The organism is Succinivibrio dextrinosolvens DSM 3072 (genome assembly GCF_900167015.1).
Taxonomy (GTDB): Bacteria; Pseudomonadota; Gammaproteobacteria; order Enterobacterales; family Succinivibrionaceae; genus Succinivibrio; species Succinivibrio dextrinosolvens.
In genome coordinates, this window is record NZ_FUXX01000014.1 from 1 (window position 1) to 19,129 (window position 19,129).

Sequence of the window (19,129 nt, forward strand, 5' to 3'; positions counted from 1 at the left end):
ATGCTTCAGCGTATTCGTACCTTAGCTATTCAGGCAGCAAACGGTACCAATACTTCAATTGACAGAAAGTCAATTCAGCAGGAAGTTGAGGCTTTATCACAGGAAATTACCCGTATTGCATGTAAGACTACCTTCGGTGGCCAGCAGTGTTTGGCTGGACCTCATGGATTACTTGAGCCTAATGGTAAGATAGTATTCCATGTCGGTGCTTATTCCATGGATACCATCTCGCTATCCTTATCCTGTGGCTTTACCCTATCAGGTATCTGCGGAGATACAGTTGCACTTGGTACCGATGCTATTGCAGCAAGGGAAGGATTGGAAGGCCTAAAGACAACCTCTACAGGTTTATCAAAAGTAGATGGATTCTACCAGTTCTCTGTAATTACTCAGTCTACTGCAGAATATACCATTGGTACAATCGATAAGATTATTAACGTGGTTGACACTCACCGTGCTGCTCTTGGTGCTCTTCAGAACCGTATGGAATCTACCATACGTAACCAGGAAGTTACACATGAGAATGTTTCTGACGCTCGTTCACGTATCCGTGATGCTGACTATGCTGAGGAAGCAGCTAACCTGTCTGCTCAGACCATTACACAGCAGGCTGCAACCACTGTTCTGACACAGGCTAACCAGCGTCCTCAGATTGCTCTGAGTCTGCTTGGCGGTTAAAGCCTGAGCTAATGTTAGATATCTCTCCCTTTCAATACCGCAGATCTCATCTGCGGTATATGAGGGAAAAGGTTGAAGGCAAAAAAAATAGCACCACAAAGGATGCTAATTTTGTTATTTCTGAAAAGGAATTCTTACCTAAGCATATACAGACACACCTAACTGTTCTGAAATAGCCTCGCGTCTGTCCTGATTCTGCACACTGCTGTATGCACTGGCCTTACTCTTAGTTGCTTTCTGGGTATATCCAAGCTCCTCTCTGGCCTCAGCGTAATTATCCTCGTGCTCCTTTCCCTGAACCTTTGGGGTTACAGACAAAGTCTGCTGAACTTTTACAGAAGAATTATTCTCCTCATCATTACGGTTAATCTGCTCGTCAAGTCGCTGACGATTTGTGTGGCTCTGAATGATCTGAAATCTTGAAGAGTCAACAACATTAGATATAGCCATTTGAACCTCAAAAATTTAACACGAACAAGTTCGGATGAACAAAAATATTCAACTGTATTAAGTTTAGGTCAGGATCACACTTTATGCTAATCAGTAATTATTCCTTTTTACAAAGAGTTAAGAATTATTTTTACTGCTCGGAAACCTTCTTCCAGGTAACTTCATTTCTTACATATAAAGGAAGAGCTTCTTCAGGATCAACAACCTTGCCTAATGAGAACAGTTCAGCGCCCTTGTTTAAAAGGAACTGAGCCTGAGGAAAATCTGCAAGCTTTGGATAATCATTCATACCTGCTTTCTTCAGGATATCAACACCAGAACCGGCACAGATAACATCCTCACAGTCACCTACATTCTCCTTGAAGAATGCAACAGCCTCTTCCGGCTTTAATACTTTTTCCTCTGACATTAGTGACAATGAACTGCCTTCTACCTTGTATACAGCAATATAAACCTCGCCCATACGAGCATCGATTGATGAAACCACATATGAGGCAGAAGCTTTTGATAGAGCCTCAATAGCAAGAGCCTCCAGCGACGTAATTTTGGCAACCTTAAGATTTAAGCCCAGGGCCAGTCCTTGTACGGTTGATGCCGCAATACGAACACCAGTGAAGGAGCCTGGACCGATTCCTAAAACAAGACCATCAAGATCATCCTTTGATAAGGAATTATCCTTTAAGATTGTATCCAGCATCTCAAGAACAATTTCAGCATGCTTCTGAGGAGCAACTTCTGACCTGAAGGCAATTCTGGCTTCATTTAACAGAGCAACAGAGCAGTTTTCAGTTGAAGTATCAATAGCAATAAGTTTCATAAAAAAGCATTCCTGATGAACAGTTATATATTATTGGCCTTGAATTTTACCACTTTCGTCAAGAGTTTTTAAAAATGATTTAAAGTCCTCAAGATTATTGTAAATTGCCATATTCGGCAACGATTTTATAAACTGAGAACCATAGCCTTTATTGACAATTCTAGGATCACAGATAATAAGACCACCTACATCCTTCTCATGTCTAATCAGACGACCTACGCCCTGTCTTAAATCGATAACAGCCTCAGGTACAGAGATCTTTACAAAGCTTGCGCCTCGTTTCTGCACTCTGGCATCAAAGAAGTCACAGCGGGCCTTAAAAATAGGATCAGAGATATTCTCAAATGGCAGCTTATCAATGATTACCAGAGATAAAGCCTGGCCTGGCACATCCACGCCAGCCCAGAAGGATGAGGTACCGACCAGTATGGCATGACCATCTTTCTTGAACTTTAAAAGCATATCTGAGTTTGAAAGCTTCTCGTTCTGAGAGAAGATCTTTCTCTTTTTTCCAAACTTACGTCTTAAGGCCGTAGTAGCCTTGGATAAGGCATCACGTGAGGTTGTAAGGAAGAAGATTCCTCCATTTACCTGGTTTATAACCGGTTCAAGCAGATCTACAATCTTATCGATTCGATCAGCATCATCGTGTGGAGGAAAACTGCCATCAAGGTACAGGCCTGCCTGACGACTATAGTCAAAGGAACTTTCAACCTCAAGAGTATGAGTTTCTGCAGGTGCGCCTATATCATTTAAAAACTTGTCAAACCTATGATTTACAGCAAGTGTGGCAGAGGTCATCAGCACACCGATATTGCTGCTGTAGCAGTTATCAAGATAGCTGCCGAAGATACCTGAAATCTCAAGAGGAGTAAGGCTTAATTTGAAGGTCTTGCGCTGAACTTCAACAGTGCCCACGTATTTACCATAATAGATATTCTTTGGATCCTGTCGGTCATCGAGCTTCATCAGACTTACCAGAGTCTCAATCTTTCCCTTGATAAAGGCTGCAACCTTGTCAAAAAACTCCTCATCAAAATCGACATTGTCTAAGATGAACTTCTTGTATTCAGTAAGCTCTTTGTACAGATTTACCATGAGCATACGGAAATCCCTGTTAACCTGATGATACTCAACAAAAGGATCACGGCTGTTCTCATCATAGTCATCGTATTTATAGAAAAGGAAGTTGCGCTTGTTGCTGCCTCCAGCCTCTGCGGTTGAAAGGTAGGAGAAGATCTCCGAATAAACCTTGCGGACTCTTAAGAACCAGTCTTCAAAAGGACGATAAGGGATAGCTGCGTTCTTTCTGATATAGTTTAAATCTTCTTTGAGCTTCTCTAAATCTGATGAGCCAATGGTCTCAGACATATGCTCTCTTCCGATTGCAGGCAGTTCATGAGCCTCATCAAAAATGATGGAACGGAACTTAGGCAGCAGAATGGCAGGAGATAGAGCTGAGAAAGGATCATCAATAAACATATCTGCAAAGAACAGTGAATGATTGATTACCACAACCTTGGTTCTGATAGCCTTTTCTCTTGCAAGATAAGGAAAACACTCATCTGCGTACGGACAGCGTTTTTTAGAACACCATTCAGGAGCACAGGTAACACGTCTGGTTACAGCAGATGGAAACTTGGAGTTAACCTCGACAAAATCGATGTTAGGCAGATCCTTTTCAATCTGAAAATTAGCATTCTGAATCAGAAGCTCAAGCTTTGCCAACACCTCTTCAGTGATGGCATTCTCGTTTAAGGACTCCTCGCTTGGCTTGTTCTCATCAAGCATGCCCTCATCCACTCCATCACTTTTCTCAAGATTGGATTCATCAAATTTAAGAGCGGTCTTATTCAGAAATCTAGAGCATTCCTCATGGTACTTCTTAAGACAGAGATAGTTAGAAAAGCCCTTTAAGGCCATAAATGAAGGAGTAAGCTTCAATAGAGAGAAAACTGCAGGAAGATCCTTTTCTACAAGCTGATCCTGCAGAGCCTTTGAAGCTGTAGAGATAACCACGGTCTTACCTGACAGCAGAGCGGGAATCAGATAGGCAAAGGTTTTACCTGTTCCGGTACCAGCTTCGCAGACAATAAGCTCACTGTTGCGCAGAGACTGCTGCCAGTTTTTTGCCATCTCTATCTGGCCGGCTCTTACACGAAAGCCCTCAACAGAGGATTTGAATGAGCCATTATCTCCGATAAAGCTCTCCACATCCTGCATTGACGGATGAATATAGTCTTCGGTATCGTTGTTATCTTCAGCAAATGACATATGGTTACTGATTATTTGTAGTTATTCTGAGAGTATATGCATAAAGCATTTTTTGCAGTCTACTCTGATTTTAAAGGTTTTACCGCTAACACTTAAGGTATAGCCGCTGACCTTTCCTCCAAGCTTGGAACAGGTGCCATACTCGTTGATAAGGCAGAACTTGCAGGTCATAACAGAATTCTTTTCAAGACTCTCTGATGGTGTATCATCAAGACCGACCTTAGAGCCGCATGCTTCATAAAATCTTTTTGAAACAGAGTTTAGAACAAGTCTTGAATCAATATTATTCTTTGGATATCTGAGAGTATCAGACTCAAATTTAAAAGGTATAAATAAACTATCTGCATTGACTCTGTCATGTTCAAGACATGCTGTCAGAACCTTGCGTCTTAACTCATTTACGGAGGACAGCCGTAAAGAAAGTCGGTCTGTTTCTCCGGTTATTGTAAGGTTATTTAGAAGACTGTATTCATCAAGTCTCTTTGATAAGGTAGCTTTAAGCTTCTCAGGACTTATAACACCGAGCTCACTGCTGTATTCAAAGTCCAGTGACTCACAGGCTGTATTCATACTCTCATCTTTAGCCTTGAGTACTAAAGTGTATAAATTGCCCTCTTTATGCTCTACTGAACATTCAAGATCGTAGGATACAGAACGCTGAGCAAAGTTTTTGGAATCAAGAGTCTTTTCAAATTCTGCATCAAGATTTCTGTAAAGAACAGTTCCAGAGGTTAAATTAACCCTGCCAAATACATTTATAACAGCCGACTTTGGATTCTGCTCTGTAACAGAATTGATTCTAAAGCCATCAACTGAAGGTACCCGCTCTGAAATATTGATTGAGTTCCTTAAGGCAGAATCACTTTCTTTTAGGTAAGTTAAACCATCACCATTGTTAAGTACTGTTTTACCTGCAAGCTTAACTGTAATCTCACTTTCCTTGCCTCTGCGCTTTACAGAAACCACCGTTCCGATCTTAGGTCCCAGGAACTTTGGTGTAGCAGAAAATGGCAGAGCTTTTTTGTTATCAGTGAAAAGACCATCTGTAAAACCGCGGTTGAAGGTCTTATCTAGATCTGCTTTAAAGGCTATCTTGGTTTTTCCGTAGGATGCCCTTTCATACTGATCGTTATTCTTTATGAAAGAATCAAGCTTTGAGCTTACAAATGCGGTGGTGTTAGCCACATAATTCTTATCCTTTAATCTGCCCTCAATCTTAAAGGAGGTTACACCTGCAGACAGAAGATCATCCAGATGATCACCAAGATAATTGTCCTTTAAAGATAAAAGATGGCCTACAGCAATTTCCTTTCCGTTATGGAAAAGCTGCATTGGCAGTCGACAGATCTGGGCACAGCTGCCGCGATTGGCAGAACGCCCCTTCAGATAATCTGAGATATGACAGATTCCGGAAACACCGACACATAAGGCACCAAGAATAAAAGCCTCTAATCTTACAGATGGACAGGCTTCATGGAATTCTCTTATCTGATCTTTTGTAAACTCTCGAGGCAGAACAACCTGAGTTACACCTAAGGATGCATAAAACCTGAGCTTGTCAACAGTATCTATACAGCACTGTGTTGATGCATGAAGCTCGATTCCCTTTGGGATATCAAAGGTAAAAATACTTAAATCCTGAACGATAAGAACATCGATGCCGGCATCGGCAAGCTCATAGATAATATCCTGAGCATTTTTCAGCTCCTCATCATACAAAAGAGTGTTTAATGTAACATGAACCTTTACACCAAAACGATGAGCTAATGAGCAGACCTTTTTGATATCTTCAATTTTATTGGTCGCATCGACCCTGGCGCCGAATGCAGGACCACCGATAAATACGGCATCAGCACCACATAGAATAGCGTTTTTTGCAGACTGATAATCTTTAGCTGGAGCTAAAAGCTCCAGTTTTGTTCTATTCAATTGAGAATGTTGCATATACATTAGAATCTACTGACTGCTTCTCCGGCATATACTCTGTAGCAGGTTCAGCGGCTTCTGCCTTTGCTGCCATCAGAGATACCGCAGCCCTGTTTCTTACATAGTATACGTTGGAGTTATTTCCTTCAAATTTTAGGGAGCAGGCCTTCTTAATCTTCACACCGAAACCTTCGGCAAGACGCTTAGCCTGATCTCTGGCATCAGCAATTGCCTTGGCATCTGCTTCCCTTTTAACGGCTGTTGTATCCTTGACCTCATAGCCAAAGCCATTAATGTCAGATACCCCTGATTCAACAGCAGCTGTGGTTATTTTTTCAATCAGAGAGAAATCATCAATTTTAAAGACTATATCTCTACTGCAGAAATAACCGTCAAATACTCGCTTAGATTTATCTGTATAGTGATATTTAGGATAGAGAGTAATACTACCTGAAATAATCTGTTCTTTTTTTACACCAAAACTTAGGGCCTTATCGTATAGTGATGTGATTTTCTTTTCAACATTATTTCTTGCCTTAACTGGATCTTTATTCTCATCTTTGGCGCTATAGCTTAATACAGCAGTATCCGGCATGACGTCAACCTTACCGTGACCAACAACCTCAATCACTCCGCTGTCAGTACATGATTCTGCAAATACGGAGGCTGAACCTAAAATCATCATTGGCGCTGCCAAATATAAAAACGCTTTTTTCATACAACAAATCCTTATGTGTTTTTTAAGCTATAAAAAAACAAAAGGCCATAGAATTTTGATCTGTGGCCTGTCTGTCTGAGAATAGAAAAATTATTTTTTGTGTAGCTGACGTGAAGCTTCTGCTGCAGATACAACACTATCTAAAGAGCTGTTAGCATCTGATGCAACTTCAACAGCTGCGCCAACTGCACCTTCTAAAACAGGAGCATCGGCGATTCTTACTCTTGATTTTAATGGTTCCTCAAGCATTGCAATTGCTGCCTGAGAACTGATAACACCAGAGCCCAGGTCACAAATAACAACAACACCGTCGCCCTGATCTACTTTTTTGATTGACTCTAAAATACGGTTTGGGTCTGTACCAAGTTTACCCTCTGAGTTACCACCTGCGGCGATAATAGGTAGCTTGCCAGTTCCAGAAGCAGAAATCTGCTCAACCATATCGCAGATACCTTCAGATACTTTAACACTGTGCGATACCACTACGATACCAATCATTTGAAACTCCTCTTTACGCTATAAATTCTTCTTGTCTGCTAGCTATTGTAGATAAAATAAAAAGCATAAAACATGAAAACATTCACATTAGTGAATTTTTCTCTTTATTGATCCATATTTAACTAACTTTTTAACTTGTGTAAGATTATATACCCAGATTCTTAGGTTTGTATTTACAAGGATAGTGAGTTAGTACAACTTTTGTTTACGAAAAAAATTTCCACACTCTGAGTATAGCACTTCTTTTGAAGAAGAAATTGTAGAGAATTAAGCAATTTACTAAAAAAAATATCGCAGGAAAAGGACAAATGAAGACACTTTCCTATACATATCCGTATGTTAGGAAAAACACTGCACGCAAAGGACTACACAATAGCATCAATCCTGCCACTGTTCTTTTCCTTTTCATCCTCATAAACCTCGTTGAACTCTTTCCTGTCAGAATTTTCAAGTTCATACTTATGCTCTTTGGATGAGGTTCCCTTGGTATCATCTCCGCTGTCAGGCTTACTGACACGGCGGCGATAAACCAGATCAGATGGCCTGAGTGTAGGTCTTGGGAGAGCTGAATATACGAACTCCTGTCCCATAATCTGCCTCCTTTTTGATCATTTTGTTCCCTTTATCTATTTAACGGCAGAAATATCAAACAATTAAGTTTTTATAACGAAAAATCAGTCTTTTAAACACAATCTTTTTTTGTGATATAATCGACATCACATAAGTATGGAACCCAAAACATAAGATGAGGCTTTAGAAAATGAGCGAAGAGACACTGTTCACTAAAATTATTAACGGCACAATTCCTTCCAAAACAGTCTACCACGATGATCTGGTTACTGCTTTTTTAGATATCGCTCCTAAGGCTGAACATCACATACTGATCGTAACCAATAAGCCAATTCCATCTGTTGCTCATGTTGAGCCTGAAGATGAAAAGATGCTGGGTCATCTTTTCATTGTTGCTCGCAAAATTGCAGAGGATCTTGGTGTAAATGAATCTGGTTACCGCTTAATTGTTAACGTTGGAAAAAACGGATGTCAGGAAGTTCCACATATTCACATGCATCTTCTTGCAGGTGGATATCTGGGCGGATTCGGTTTTCCTAATGATAAAATCTAACAAAAAAATATGAAAACAAATTCATCTTTAATTGCAAAATTCTTTCTAGCTATAACTGCCGGCTGGCTATTGTCAGCCTGCAGCAGTTCAATGTTTGACAGCTCTGTTGATGCCAACGGTAAAAAGGTTATTGTTCAGCAGCAGCCAACTGCAAAGGTAAAAAAGAAAAAAACAAAGAAGATTACCGCTGCAAAGCCAGAAACTGCTCTTGAGACAGAGGATGCAGATACCGAAGCTAAGAGTGAAGAAGTTGCAAAGGCCTTCTCTCAGGAAATACAGGCGGGTCAGGTAAAGCCTTATATTCCAGATCCATCAGACAATGTCGGCAATGCGGAGAATGTTGGAACTCTGCTGCCAACAGTAAAGGCTCTTGAGGGCAAGGAAAACTCAAGTCCTCTATCAAAGATCACTGTTCAGGATGTTATTAAAGGAAACGTAAGTCTAAATAACATCGATGAAAAGGACGAAAACAGCGCAGATAAGGCCACTGCAGAATCTCAGGTAAATCTGCCACAGCCATATCTTCCAGCGCAAACCTCTCCACAGGATCTTCAGCCAATTGCACAGGTTGGAGAGACAATTGAGGTTTTAAATACAGATAACGATAATAATGTTGCAGCTCTTTCAGCAACTGCAAAATGTGATTCTGAAGCAGCATCAAATGCTACTCAGGTAGCCTATGATTTAGCAACCTCACAGGCTGATAGACTTAAGAACGAGGATGGACCAATCTATATTGCCCCAACCATCGTGTCAGATTCTGTAAGTGACTGTGTAACCGATGTTTCAGGTGCAATCAATCAGTCATTAAAATCAAACGGACTTAAGACTGTTGTAGGAACCAGAGTTCATGTAGCTCAGAACACAGGTTCAGCTGCTGTTATTCCACCACTTATCAGAGCCTGCAAACAGACTGGAATTCCACTGCTGAATGTATCTGTAATCAGACATATCGGCCAGAAAACAGTTATCACAATCAGAAATATCCGTGTAAAAGACGGTATTACCCTGGTTCAGAATACCACTCAGCTCTGATTTTTACCCCATCACTAAAAACAGTGGACTTTGTTCCACTGTTTTTGTTTATCAAGACTATAAAAAATGATTCAGCTAAATGACGTAACAATAATGAGAGGAAGCAAGTACCTTTTAGAAAATGCTTCCTGCAGTATTTTTCCTAACCAGAAAGTAGGTATTATCGGTCGTAACGGCTGTGGAAAATCTACATTATTCGCCGCCATCAAAGGAGAGGTTGCCCCAGAACTTGGAAACATATCCATTCCAAAGGGATTCAAAATCTCCTCTGTTTCTCAGCAGACTCCTTCTTTAGAGATCTCAGCCCTTGAATACGTTAAACAGGGTGACAAGGATCTGTGCGAGCTATTAAAGCAGAAAGAGCAGGCATATAAAGAAAACAATGGTGAGAAGATCGCCTTAATTGAGGATAAGCTGGGTATCGCTGGAGCCTGGACCATTGACAGCAGAGCAAGGATTCTGCTGCACGGTCTTGGTTTTAGTGAAGAGGAAATGGATAAGAGTGTAAAGGAGTTCTCCGGTGGATGGAGAATGCGTCTGAACCTGGCTCAGGCTCTTATCTATCAGTCAGATGTTCTGCTTTTGGACGAACCAACAAACCATCTTGATCTGGATACTATCATCTTCCTAGAGAACTACCTGAAAAACTATGAAGGCACAGTTCTGTGTATTTCTCACGATAGAGATTTCCTGGATACATTCTGCTCTCATATACTTCATTTTGAATCTTGCAAGCTTGTTTCCTATACCGGTAACTATTCTGATTACGAAAGACTAAGAGCTGAAAGAATCAGAAATGAGAAGGCTTCAAGAAAACGAGAGGAAGCTGCCCTTGCCCATATGCAGGACTTTGTGGAAAGATTCAGATACAAAGCCAGCAAAGCCAAGCAGGCTCAGAGTATGTTAAAGGCCATCGACAGACTGAAGCTTACCGCTGTTACAGCAGAGGAATCTCCTTACCATATCCAGTTTGCAGAGCCTGAGAGAACAGTGGATATTCTTGCAGATCTAAAGAATCTTGATGCCGGTTATTCAGAAAATGATGTCATTTTAAAAAACATCAATCTGATGCTTATCGCCGGTGACAGAATCGGTCTTTTAGGAAAGAACGGTCAGGGTAAGTCAACTCTTATCAAAACCTTGTGCAACGTGCTAAAGCCTGTACATGGAACTGTAACCTTAGGTAAGGGAATTAAAATCGGCTATTTCGCACAGCATGAGCTTGACCAGCTTTCAGGACAGATGAGCGGTCTTGACCATCTAAGAGCAATTGATCCAAATGCCAAGGAAAAGGATTTAAGAACATTCCTGGGGTCATTCTCATTCAGCGGAGACAAGGCTACAGCCAAGGTTGAGACAATGTCCGGAGGTGAGCAGGCAAGACTTGCTCTTGCAATTGTTGCCTATCAGAAACCAAACCTGCTTCTGCTTGATGAGCCAACCAACCATCTTGATCTTGATATGCGTGAAGCACTGTCAATTGCCCTTTCATCCTATCAGGGAGCTCTGATTTTAGTATCCCATGACAGACATCTTCTTGAGGCAATTGCAGATAAACTGTGGCTGATTGATAACGGCAATGTTACAGAATTCAACGGGGATCTGAATGACTATCAGGAATTTTTAAATCAGAAGAACCGTGAATATAAAGAACAGCTTGCACAAAAAAAGGACAATTCTCTGAATCTTTCAGCTTCAGCCTCTTCATTTAAGACTAAAGAGCAGAAAAAACTTGAAGCCCAGAAACGACAGGCTTTAAGACCTCTGAAAAAAGAGATTGAACAGCTTGAAAAGACTATGGAAAAGCTAAGAGCAGAGATCGCAAAAATCGATGAGACTCTCTCTGACAGCAGTCTTTATCAGACTCAGAAAGAAAAGGTTGAAGAGCTGTCAATTCAGCGTTCAGAATACAGCGAAAAGCTTGATGAAACAGAGCTTTGCTGGCTGACAAAACAGGAAGAACTTGAAAATGCTGAGGCAGAGATTTAAAGCTGAAATTTCTTTGTTAAAACAGAAAAATTTTAGATAAAAATCTCAATTTTCAGTGTAAAATACATCACAATTTAATTCGTACCATAAATCCAAGTATATTGAGGACATTTCAATGAGCGTTTTGGTTCTAGGTCATAAGAATCCTGATACAGACTCTATCGTTTCAGCTATTTCATTTGCACACGTTTTAAATCAGCGTGGTATTCAGGCAACTGCAGTTGCTCAGGGTACTCCAGCACCTGAGACAGAGTTTGTTTTAAATAAATTCAATTTAAAGGCTCCAGAGGTTGTAACTTCTGTTGCATCAAAGGAACTTTATTTAGTTGATTATTCAGACTTAGCACAGGCTCCTGCTGATCTTAAGGATGCAAAGATCCTAGGTATCGTTGATCACCACAAGCTAGGTGACGTAACCACCGATACTCCTCTAGAGTGCTGGATTCAGCCATACGGCTGTTCAAACACCATCATCAAGATGGTTGCAGATTACTACAACGTAACTATTCCTGCTGATATTGCAGGCGCAATGTTATGTGCAATCCTTTCAGACACTGTTCTGTTCAAGAGCCCAACCTGCACCGAGTTCGATAAGAAGGCAGCAAAGGAACTTGCTAAAATTGCTAACGTTTCTGATTTAGAAGCTTTAGGCATGGAAATGTTCAAGGCTAAGTCAAATCTGAATGCTTCTCCACGCGACCTTATCTTCCGTGACTTCAAGGATTTCGACATGGGCGGCAAGAAGATTGGTATCGGTCAGCTAGAGCTGATTTCATTATCAATGGTTACCCCAGAGTTAAAGGAATCATTAAAGAAAGAGCTTGCTGCTGTTAAGTCTGAAGGCAGACATTCAGCTGTTCTAGTTCTAACCGACATCATGAAGGAAGGTTCAGAGCTTCTATTAGTTTCTGATGAAGAGGACATCATCATCAACGCTTTAGGCACCCAGAAGTCAGACAATATCTGGATGCCAGGTGTTATGAGCCGTAAGAAGCAGGTTGTTCCTCCTCTACAGGGCGCTTTTAAGGCTTAATAACTTAAAAAATAAATATAAGGCCAGGATTTTATCCTGGCTTTTGGCTATTCATATCATAAAACTTAACGAATTATAAACGCATGCGTAAATCACCTAAAATTGGTCTTGTTTCCCTAGGATGTGCAAAAAACCTTGTTGATGCACAGCGATTAACTTCTGTCCTGATTGCAATGGGATATGAAATTGAGAACGAATACAGTAAATGTGATGCTGTAATCGTCAATACCTGTGGCTTCATCGGACCTGCAGTTGAAGAATCAATGCAGGCCATCGGTGAAGCTTTAAACTATTCAAGAAAGGTTATCGTCACTGGCTGTCTTGGAGCAAGAGCAAAGGTGATCCTGGATAAATATCCTCAGGTTGCTGCAGTTTATGGCCCTGGAATGAGAGCCACTGTTATTCGTGGAATCATCAGTCTGGTAGGAACACCTGATCCTTCAGCTGCTCAGTCAGTTAACCCATCAGGTATTCTATTAACCCCTCCTCACTACGCTTATCTGAAGATTGCAGAAGGATGCAGACATCACTGCTCATTCTGTATCATTCCTTCACTGAGAGGACCATTACGTTCACGCTTTAGTGATGCCATCTACAATGAGGCATCAGATCTTGTAAGACGCGGAGTAAAGGAACTTCTTGTGATTGCTCAGGATTCTTCGGACTATGGAATGGATCTTAAAAAGAACAAGACTTCCCTATCAGCTCTGCTGCGTCAGTTAAGTGAGCTAAAACGCTGGATACGAGTGCACTATGTCTACCCTTCAGATGAGGCTGACAGAGTTGTTGATTTAATGGGCGAAGGTCTGGTTCTGCCATACCTTGATGTTCCATTCCAGCACGTAAATCCAACAATTCTGCGTTCAATGAAGCGTCCAGGCAATATTGAAAAGACCCTTCGCTCAATTGAAAAATGGCGTAGCGTCTGTCCTGATATTGCAATCAGATCAACCTTCATTGCAGGATTCCCTGGCGAGACTGAAGAGCAGTTCAATGAGCTTTTAGACTTCATTAAAGAAGCTAAGCTGGACAGAGTCGGATGTTTCCCTTACTCAGATGTTGACGGTGCAACTGCTAACACCTACTTAAATCCGGTTGACGAACAGATTCGTGAAGAGAGAGCAGCAAGACTGATGGAACTTCAGGCAAAGATTTCATATGACAAGCTTGAGGCAAGAGTCGGCAAGGAATATCAGGTTTTAATAGATTACGTTTCAGACGACGGCGTTGCTGTCGGTCGTTCCAAATACGAGTCTCCTGATATTGACGGTGTTATTTCTATTCCAAATACCAAGGATGTACAGGTTGGTGATTTGGTTAAGGCTGTTATCACTGGTCATGATGAACACGATATGGAAGCATCTCTGGTTGAAAAGACCACAGGCTCGATTTCATTTATAAAGAAATAATTGTTTTTACTTCTATAAGGACTTTTTTATGTCAGATCACTACAAGCCATTTGAACCATTGGTTAAGCGCATCAAAGAGGATGGCAAATGCCTGGACGGTGGAATACTGAAGGTTGACAGCTTTATCAATCATCAGATTGATCCTACCCTGCTTCAGGCTATGTCGATTGAGTTTGTTCGCAGATTTGCAACAAAGGAAATCAACAAGATCATCACCATTGAGGCATCTGGTATCGCACCTGCAATCATGGTTGGATTCCTACTGAATGTTCCTGTAGTGTTCGTCAAGAAAAAGAAGCCATCAACAATGACAGGAATGTATTCCACCGAAGTTTTCTCATTCACTAAGAACAGATCATATACCGTATGCTGCTCTCAGGAATTTTTAAACGAAGGAGATAAGGTTCTGTTCATCGATGATTTCCTTGCAAACGGTAATGCTGCAAAAGGCATTATTGAGCTTGTAAAGCAGGCTAAAGCTGAGCTTGTAGGTATGGGCTTTATTGTTGAGAAATCATTCCAGTTAGGTGGCAGCTATCTGAGAAACGAAGGTTATCAGGTAGAGTCTCTAGCTATTATTGATAGTCTGGATAATTGTCAGATAAAGTTTAAAGAGAATTAAAAAATGACCCAGAGCACCAAACCAGAGCTTTTTACATCGCAACTTATTTATAAGCTTGAGGATAGACCTCCTCTAAGAGATGCCATCTTTGCAGCCTTCCAGCATCTTCTGGCTATCTTCGTAGCAATCATCACTCCGCCTCTGATTATTGCCAGTGCCCTTAAGCTTGATCTGGAAACTACAGGTTATCTGATTTCCATGTCTCTTCTGGCTTCAGGTATTTCAACATTTATTCAGTGCAAAAAGGTTGGTCCTATCGGATGCGGCCTTTTGTGTATTCAGGGCACATCATTTTCATTCATCTCACCAATTATCGGTGCTGGACTGAATGGTGGTCTTGCAGCAATATTCGGAGCAGTAATCTCTGGATCATTCATTGAAATGTTCATCAGTAGAGTACTTCGCTACACCAGACAGATTATTACTCCTTTAGTTTCAGGTATCGTAGTCTGCCTTATCGGTTTAAGTCTGATTAAAGTTGGTGTAATCGCCTGTGGTGGCGGTTTTGGAGCAAAAGCAGACGGAACCTTTGCTTCAGTTGAGAATATCTCTCTTGCAGCAATAGTTATTGTTACAATTCTGTTCTTTAACCGCAGTTCAAACCGTTACCTGAGAATGAGTTCTATCGTTCTAGGACTAATCATCGGCTTTGTAGTAGCTTACTTTATGGGCAGAGTTGATTTCTCTCAGATTGACAGCTTCGGTGGCTTCAACGTACCACATCCATTCAAGTATGGCCTTGCATTTGATCCAGGTGCAATCATCGGTCTTGGTATCGTTTATATGATCACCGCAATTGAGGCTTATGGCGATATCACTGCAAACTCTCTGATTTCAGGCCAGAAGATTGAAGGTTCAGAATTCCAAAAGAGATCATCTGGCGGTATTCTGGCAGATGGATTCAATTCAATGATCGCAGGCTGTCTAAACTCATTCCCTAACTCAATCTTTGCACAGAACAACGGAATGATTCAGCTTACAGGTGTAGCTTCAAGATATGTTGGCTTCTTTATCGCAGGCTTCCTTGTAGTACTTGGTCTATTCCCTGCTGTAGGAAAGGTATTCTCTTTAATTCCTGATCCTGTATTAGGTGGAGCTACTCTTCTGATGTTCGGTACTGTAGCAGCTGCAGGTGTAAGAATTATTGCCTCACAGGAAATGAACAGAAAAGCTATTCTGGTTATGGCAGTAAGTTTCTCATTTGGTCTTGCAGTTGAATTTGAACCAGATATCTTAAACTTCCTGCCAGATAACATTAAATCTCTGTTCACATCTGGAATTACTACAGGTGGTCTTGTAGCAATTATTTCAAACTTCATGATCAGAATTAAAGAGTAAGCAAAAAAGCTTACCCTAGACATTCAAAAAGACTTCATAACTGAGTCTTTCCTATTATTCTCGGGTGTTTCCCGAGAATATCATAAAAAAAATCAGAGATAATGCTACCTCTGATTTCTCTGTTCATTTTAAATAAGGTATTAACGTTTCTATACGATAAACCTATCCACCATTGCCTTTAAGGAATTGAGGTTATCGACAGAAGAGTTAACTGTTCCCTGAGCAGCTCTTACATTCTCTGTCAGATTCTGAGATTCATTGGTAATACTCTGCATATTGGTTGAAATCTCAGAAGTTGCAGTTGTCTGCTGCTCAGCTGCAGTAGCGATCTGAGATATCTGAGTATTAACGGATGTAACATTCTCAATAATACTGGACAGTAATGATTCGACTTCCTCAGTCTGGGTTGCCAGAACTCCCATCTGTTCAACAGAAGCAGCCATACTGTCATTAGCTGTATTAGCGTCATTCTGAATTTCAGTAACCATCTTGGTAATCTCTGAGGTCGAACCTGAGGTTCTAGATGCAAGAGAACGAACCTCATCGGCAACCACAGCAAAGCCCTTACCGGCTTCACCTGCACGAGCTGCCTCAATAGCAGCATTAAGAGCAAGAAGATTAGTCTGAGAAGCAATATCCTCAATAGTCTGGACAATAGTACCGATCTTCTGAGTCTGATCTACAAGACGAGCAACCAGTGAGGCTCCTTCTTAGATTTCTCAACCTGCTCTCGAATTGAATCAATAGTCTGATGTACCTTATCAACACCATCCTGAGTACTCTTGTTACTCTCATCTGCTGTAAGCGCAGCATTCTGACAGTTCTTTGCAATATCACCTGTTGTGGACACCATCTCGTCTGATGCAGCAGCAACAGTCATAGCTTTTGACTCATTTGAACGGGCAGATTCATCAATAACCATTGTTATATCGTTGATTGAACCAAAATCATTTACAGCCTGACCAACTGAAGACTTAATCTTGCCTACAAGCTCATTAAGCTGAGTTCTCATCTGCTCAACTTCATCTAAAAGCTTACCAAATTCATCTTTTGATGTGGACTTGACTGGTTTTGAAAGATCTCCTTTTGCAATTGCTGAAGAAGCGATTAAGGCTGTACGCAGATTCTTAACTGTATAGTTTGAAACTATCATGGCAATCATGATAGCCAGCACCGTAGCACAGGCAGATGCAACCAGAATTCCGTATATAGGTGTATACGATGTGTTCTCCTCAATTTTGGCAATACCATTTCCAATCTGAGTCTCAACAATAGTAGCGCAGGCTTTATCTGCAGCAACCTTTAGTTTATGCATCTTCGCGAATGTACTCTGCATTCTGTCGAGATCCTGTGCTGCTAAAGCTGGGAGAAATTCGTTTCTATACAGGTTCTCGTATTCAGCAATTGAATTTTTGATGATTGCAGTCTGCTGTGGAGTAGTTCTGCCTCTTAGAGCTTTAACCTTGGTGGATACTGCAACAACCTTTTCTTCAATGTCTTTTAATAAACCCAGTGTATTGTTCTCAAGTTCCGCCTGAGACTCAAACAGGTCATTGTGCATGTTATCAATCATATCGCGAACAGTCGATAGAGTAACACGTCTTACGGCTAACACCTCATGAGCATAAGATGAGGCTGAGTTAAAATTCAGCATTATCAGTACTGACACAGTTGAAATGAGAATTGTGAAGATAATTACTACGGCAAAACCACCCATTACCTTTCCACGAACGGATAGTCTTTCAAAGAATCCCATAAGATTTCTCCTAAAAACTTCAAACCTATCCTTGAGTATAAATTAGATTAAAAACAATGCATTAAAAAAGCAGGAGAATGATATTAAAAATGTGAATATTGAACAGCAAATTATATTAAACAATGACGCAGTTAAAAAAAAAGTTTAATACAGAAGGGAGAGGTAAACCGCGTTACTGAGATGTAACGCAGATTAGTTTTGCCTAGCTTTCAAAGTAGATTGAGTAATTCTTTGAGCTTAGTTTTCTCTGAGTATTTGGAGACTCAAGAATAATAATATTGATTGCAGGTTTATTGAATATTCTGAAAGCTGAGGCTGTATTGATACGTGTACCAGGAGAAACAATAACCTTCTCCCTGCCAAGCTTATAAAGACCGTGAGTCATACCTTCGTTCAGAAGACCGACCAGTCTATCGATACCAGGCATAAAACCGCCATGAGTATGACCACACAAGGTCAGATCAGATAACTCCTGAAGTTCTACAGCAAACTTTGGACGATGAGACATGAAAACAGTTGGAACAGTGTTATCAATACCTTCAAGAGCATCTTTGATGCTAGGCTCAGTCATATCGTAGTTTTCAGCAGTAGGGTCGGTGATTCCGCAAAGATTTATTACATTTTTCTGAGCATAATTCTTGATGGAAATATTTTTATTCTCAAGGAACCTGATATTGCCCTTTTCAAAGTATGCAATCCACTTTTTGTAGTCAGAATAGTATTCATGATTACCAGGAACTGCGTATGTACCATACTTTGAATCCAGATCAAAAAGAATGTCTGTGATTTCCTTTAAATCAGCAACCTTACCATCAACAAAATCACCGGTAATTAAAACAAGATCCGGTTTATGTTCATTTACCCTATCAACAATATCTCTGATTTCACTCTTGGTAGTGATGCCATCAATATGAAGATCTGAAAGCTGAATAATCTTAAGACCAGAATTCTCCTCAGAAAGCTTATCAACAGTAAATGAATAATTCTTGATAACGGGAGGAACAAAGCCGTTACTTACAGCAACAGCTGAAATGTAAAAGCTCAATGCAGTCATGAATAAACCAAGAATAACTGATTCTGGTTTAAACAGATTGAATGAAAGATTTCTTCTAATAATCTTGAACACAAAATTCAGGACTAATCTGATGCCGATTAGAATACATAAAACAGCCATAGCCCAGAATATATTAAGAACAATCATCACCATCCACTTTGGAATTCCAAAGTAAGCAGTTGTCATCTTAAAGAAGATATAAAGATAACCGTTTAACGCGCTTATTCCCAATAATACAAAGAAAAGCTTTCTAAAGATGAAAGAGTATTTCTGAATAGGCTTTAGAAACAGGTAATAAACGAAAACGAACTGTAAAATCGGGATAATAGAAAGAAGAAGAATGTTCATATAAATTTTGTTTGTTCTTGTTATTTATATTGGTTTAATGATTCTGTATTTTATTACCCCA

At 40.5% G+C, this 19,129-nt stretch carries 18 protein-coding genes; 8 read left to right on the top strand and 10 right to left on the bottom strand.

All coding sequences use genetic code 11. The annotated features are described in order from the left end of the window. On the top strand, window positions 1-678 hold a 678-nt coding region (locus B5D46_RS05295), incomplete at its 5' end, for a flagellin (protein WP_078928564.1). Window positions 679-816: 138 nt separating this feature from the next. Here B5D46_RS05295 and B5D46_RS05300 read toward each other — a convergent pair. The 7 genes from B5D46_RS05300 to B5D46_RS05330 form a co-directional block, all read right to left on the bottom strand. Continuing rightward, window positions 817-1,128, bottom strand: a complete 312-nt coding sequence (locus B5D46_RS05300; RefSeq protein ID WP_031491878.1) for a hypothetical protein — start codon at window positions 1,126-1,128, stop codon at window positions 817-819. 130 nt (window positions 1,129-1,258) lie between these two features. After that, window positions 1,259-1,945 carry a tRNA (adenosine(37)-N6)-threonylcarbamoyltransferase complex dimerization subunit type 1 TsaB gene (gene tsaB / locus B5D46_RS05305; RefSeq protein WP_078928565.1) on the bottom strand — a complete coding sequence of 229 codons (687 nt, stop codon included), beginning with the start codon at window positions 1,943-1,945 and terminating at the stop codon, window positions 1,259-1,261. A 30-nt stretch (window positions 1,946-1,975) separates the two neighbouring features. Next, window positions 1,976-4,219 carry an ATP-dependent DNA helicase gene (locus B5D46_RS05310; RefSeq protein WP_078928566.1) on the bottom strand — a complete coding sequence of 748 codons (2,244 nt, stop codon included), beginning with the start codon at window positions 4,217-4,219 and terminating at the stop codon, window positions 1,976-1,978. Window positions 4,220-4,240: 21 nt separating this feature from the next. Next, window positions 4,241-6,148 (bottom strand): peptidase U32 family protein, encoded by a 1,908-nt coding sequence (locus B5D46_RS05315; protein WP_159443025.1) that lies wholly within the window; start codon window positions 6,146-6,148, stop codon window positions 4,241-4,243. Next, the gene (locus B5D46_RS05320; RefSeq protein WP_031491882.1) at window positions 6,141-6,863 is read right to left on the bottom strand and encodes an SIMPL domain-containing protein; all 723 of its coding nucleotides are present in this window, start codon (window positions 6,861-6,863) and stop codon (window positions 6,141-6,143) included. The genes B5D46_RS05315 and B5D46_RS05320 overlap by 8 nt, the downstream gene beginning before the upstream one ends. 90 nt (window positions 6,864-6,953) lie before the next feature. Beyond that, the gene (gene dhaM, locus B5D46_RS05325) at window positions 6,954-7,361 is read right to left on the bottom strand and encodes a dihydroxyacetone kinase phosphoryl donor subunit DhaM (protein ID WP_078928568.1); all 408 of its coding nucleotides are present in this window, start codon (window positions 7,359-7,361) and stop codon (window positions 6,954-6,956) included. A 365-nt stretch (window positions 7,362-7,726) separates the two neighbouring features. Next, window positions 7,727-7,951 (bottom strand): hypothetical protein, encoded by a 225-nt coding sequence (locus tag B5D46_RS05330; protein WP_078928569.1) that lies wholly within the window; start codon window positions 7,949-7,951, stop codon window positions 7,727-7,729. Between the two features lie 170 nt (window positions 7,952-8,121). Between B5D46_RS05330 and B5D46_RS05335 the strand changes: the two genes are divergently transcribed. The 7 genes from B5D46_RS05335 (at window position 8,122) to B5D46_RS05365 (ending at window position 15,910) form a co-directional block, all read left to right on the top strand. After that, window positions 8,122-8,484: a histidine triad nucleotide-binding protein gene (locus tag B5D46_RS05335; RefSeq protein ID WP_078928570.1), complete on the top strand. Its 363-nt coding sequence runs from the start codon at window positions 8,122-8,124 to the stop codon at window positions 8,482-8,484. A gap of 9 nt (window positions 8,485-8,493) precedes the next feature. After that, complete coding sequence (locus B5D46_RS05340) at window positions 8,494-9,519, top strand: hypothetical protein (protein WP_078928571.1); 1,026 nt, start codon at window positions 8,494-8,496, stop codon at window positions 9,517-9,519. A 66-nt stretch (window positions 9,520-9,585) separates the two neighbouring features. Further along, window positions 9,586-11,508, top strand: a complete 1,923-nt coding sequence (locus B5D46_RS05345; RefSeq protein ID WP_078928572.1) for an ABC-F family ATP-binding cassette domain-containing protein — start codon at window positions 9,586-9,588, stop codon at window positions 11,506-11,508. A 115-nt stretch (window positions 11,509-11,623) separates the two neighbouring features. After that, a complete protein-coding gene (locus B5D46_RS05350; RefSeq protein WP_078928573.1) occupies window positions 11,624-12,541 on the top strand; it encodes a manganese-dependent inorganic pyrophosphatase in 918 nt (305 codons plus the stop codon). 83 nt (window positions 12,542-12,624) lie between these two features. Then, a complete protein-coding gene (gene rimO, locus B5D46_RS05355; RefSeq protein WP_078928574.1) occupies window positions 12,625-13,950 on the top strand; it encodes a 30S ribosomal protein S12 methylthiotransferase RimO in 1,326 nt (441 codons plus the stop codon). A 28-nt stretch (window positions 13,951-13,978) separates the two neighbouring features. Further along, window positions 13,979-14,572 (top strand): xanthine phosphoribosyltransferase, encoded by a 594-nt coding sequence (gene xpt / locus B5D46_RS05360; RefSeq protein ID WP_031491891.1) that lies wholly within the window; start codon window positions 13,979-13,981, stop codon window positions 14,570-14,572. Window positions 14,573-14,575: 3 nt separating this feature from the next. Then, window positions 14,576-15,910 carry a nucleobase:cation symporter-2 family protein gene (locus B5D46_RS05365; protein ID WP_031491892.1) on the top strand — a complete coding sequence of 445 codons (1,335 nt, stop codon included), beginning with the start codon at window positions 14,576-14,578 and terminating at the stop codon, window positions 15,908-15,910. Between the two features lie 149 nt (window positions 15,911-16,059). Here B5D46_RS05365 and B5D46_RS05370 read toward each other — a convergent pair whose 3' ends face one another. From B5D46_RS05370 to B5D46_RS05380, 3 genes are all read right to left on the bottom strand, one after another. Continuing rightward, on the bottom strand, window positions 16,060-16,608 hold the full coding sequence (locus B5D46_RS05370) for a methyl-accepting chemotaxis protein (RefSeq protein WP_078928575.1): 549 nt from the start codon (window positions 16,606-16,608) through the stop codon (window positions 16,060-16,062). Then, on the bottom strand, window positions 16,590-17,666 hold the full coding sequence (locus B5D46_RS05375; protein WP_078928576.1) for a HAMP domain-containing protein: 1,077 nt from the start codon (window positions 17,664-17,666) through the stop codon (window positions 16,590-16,592). Before B5D46_RS05375 ends, B5D46_RS05370 begins: the two co-directional genes overlap by 19 nt. 202 nt (window positions 17,667-17,868) lie before the next feature. Further along, window positions 17,869-19,068, bottom strand: coding sequence for a metallophosphoesterase (locus B5D46_RS05380; RefSeq protein ID WP_078928577.1), 1,200 nt, complete (start codon window positions 19,066-19,068; stop codon window positions 17,869-17,871). Window positions 19,069-19,129: the final 61 nt, after the last annotated feature.

What these genes read in the sequence shown, in the direction of transcription:
- B5D46_RS05300 (WP_031491878.1), bottom strand. Translation starts at nt 1,128, where the DNA reads ATGGCTATATCTAATGTTGTTGACTCTTCAAGATTTCAGATCATTCAG.
- tsaB (WP_078928565.1), bottom strand. Translation starts at nt 1,945, where the DNA reads ATGAAACTTATTGCTATTGATACTTCAACTGAAAACTGCTCTGTTGCT.
- B5D46_RS05310 (WP_078928566.1), bottom strand. Translation starts at nt 4,219, where the DNA reads ATGTCATTTGCTGAAGATAACAACGATACCGAAGACTATATTCATCCG.
- B5D46_RS05320 (WP_031491882.1), bottom strand. Translation starts at nt 6,863, where the DNA reads ATGAAAAAAGCGTTTTTATATTTGGCAGCGCCAATGATGATTTTAGGT.
- dhaM (WP_078928568.1), bottom strand. Translation starts at nt 7,361, where the DNA reads ATGATTGGTATCGTAGTGGTATCGCACAGTGTTAAAGTATCTGAAGGT.
- B5D46_RS05330 (WP_078928569.1), bottom strand. Translation starts at nt 7,951, where the DNA reads ATGGGACAGGAGTTCGTATATTCAGCTCTCCCAAGACCTACACTCAGG.
- B5D46_RS05335 (WP_078928570.1), top strand. Translation starts at nt 8,122, where the DNA reads ATGAGCGAAGAGACACTGTTCACTAAAATTATTAACGGCACAATTCCT.
- B5D46_RS05340 (WP_078928571.1), top strand. Translation starts at nt 8,494, where the DNA reads ATGAAAACAAATTCATCTTTAATTGCAAAATTCTTTCTAGCTATAACT.
- B5D46_RS05345 (WP_078928572.1), top strand. Translation starts at nt 9,586, where the DNA reads ATGATTCAGCTAAATGACGTAACAATAATGAGAGGAAGCAAGTACCTT.
- B5D46_RS05350 (WP_078928573.1), top strand. Translation starts at nt 11,624, where the DNA reads ATGAGCGTTTTGGTTCTAGGTCATAAGAATCCTGATACAGACTCTATC.
- rimO (WP_078928574.1), top strand. Translation starts at nt 12,625, where the DNA reads ATGCGTAAATCACCTAAAATTGGTCTTGTTTCCCTAGGATGTGCAAAA.
- xpt (WP_031491891.1), top strand. Translation starts at nt 13,979, where the DNA reads ATGTCAGATCACTACAAGCCATTTGAACCATTGGTTAAGCGCATCAAA.
- B5D46_RS05365 (WP_031491892.1), top strand. Translation starts at nt 14,576, where the DNA reads ATGACCCAGAGCACCAAACCAGAGCTTTTTACATCGCAACTTATTTAT.
- B5D46_RS05375 (WP_078928576.1), bottom strand. Translation starts at nt 17,666, where the DNA reads ATGGGATTCTTTGAAAGACTATCCGTTCGTGGAAAGGTAATGGGTGGT.
- B5D46_RS05380 (WP_078928577.1), bottom strand. Translation starts at nt 19,068, where the DNA reads ATGAACATTCTTCTTCTTTCTATTATCCCGATTTTACAGTTCGTTTTC.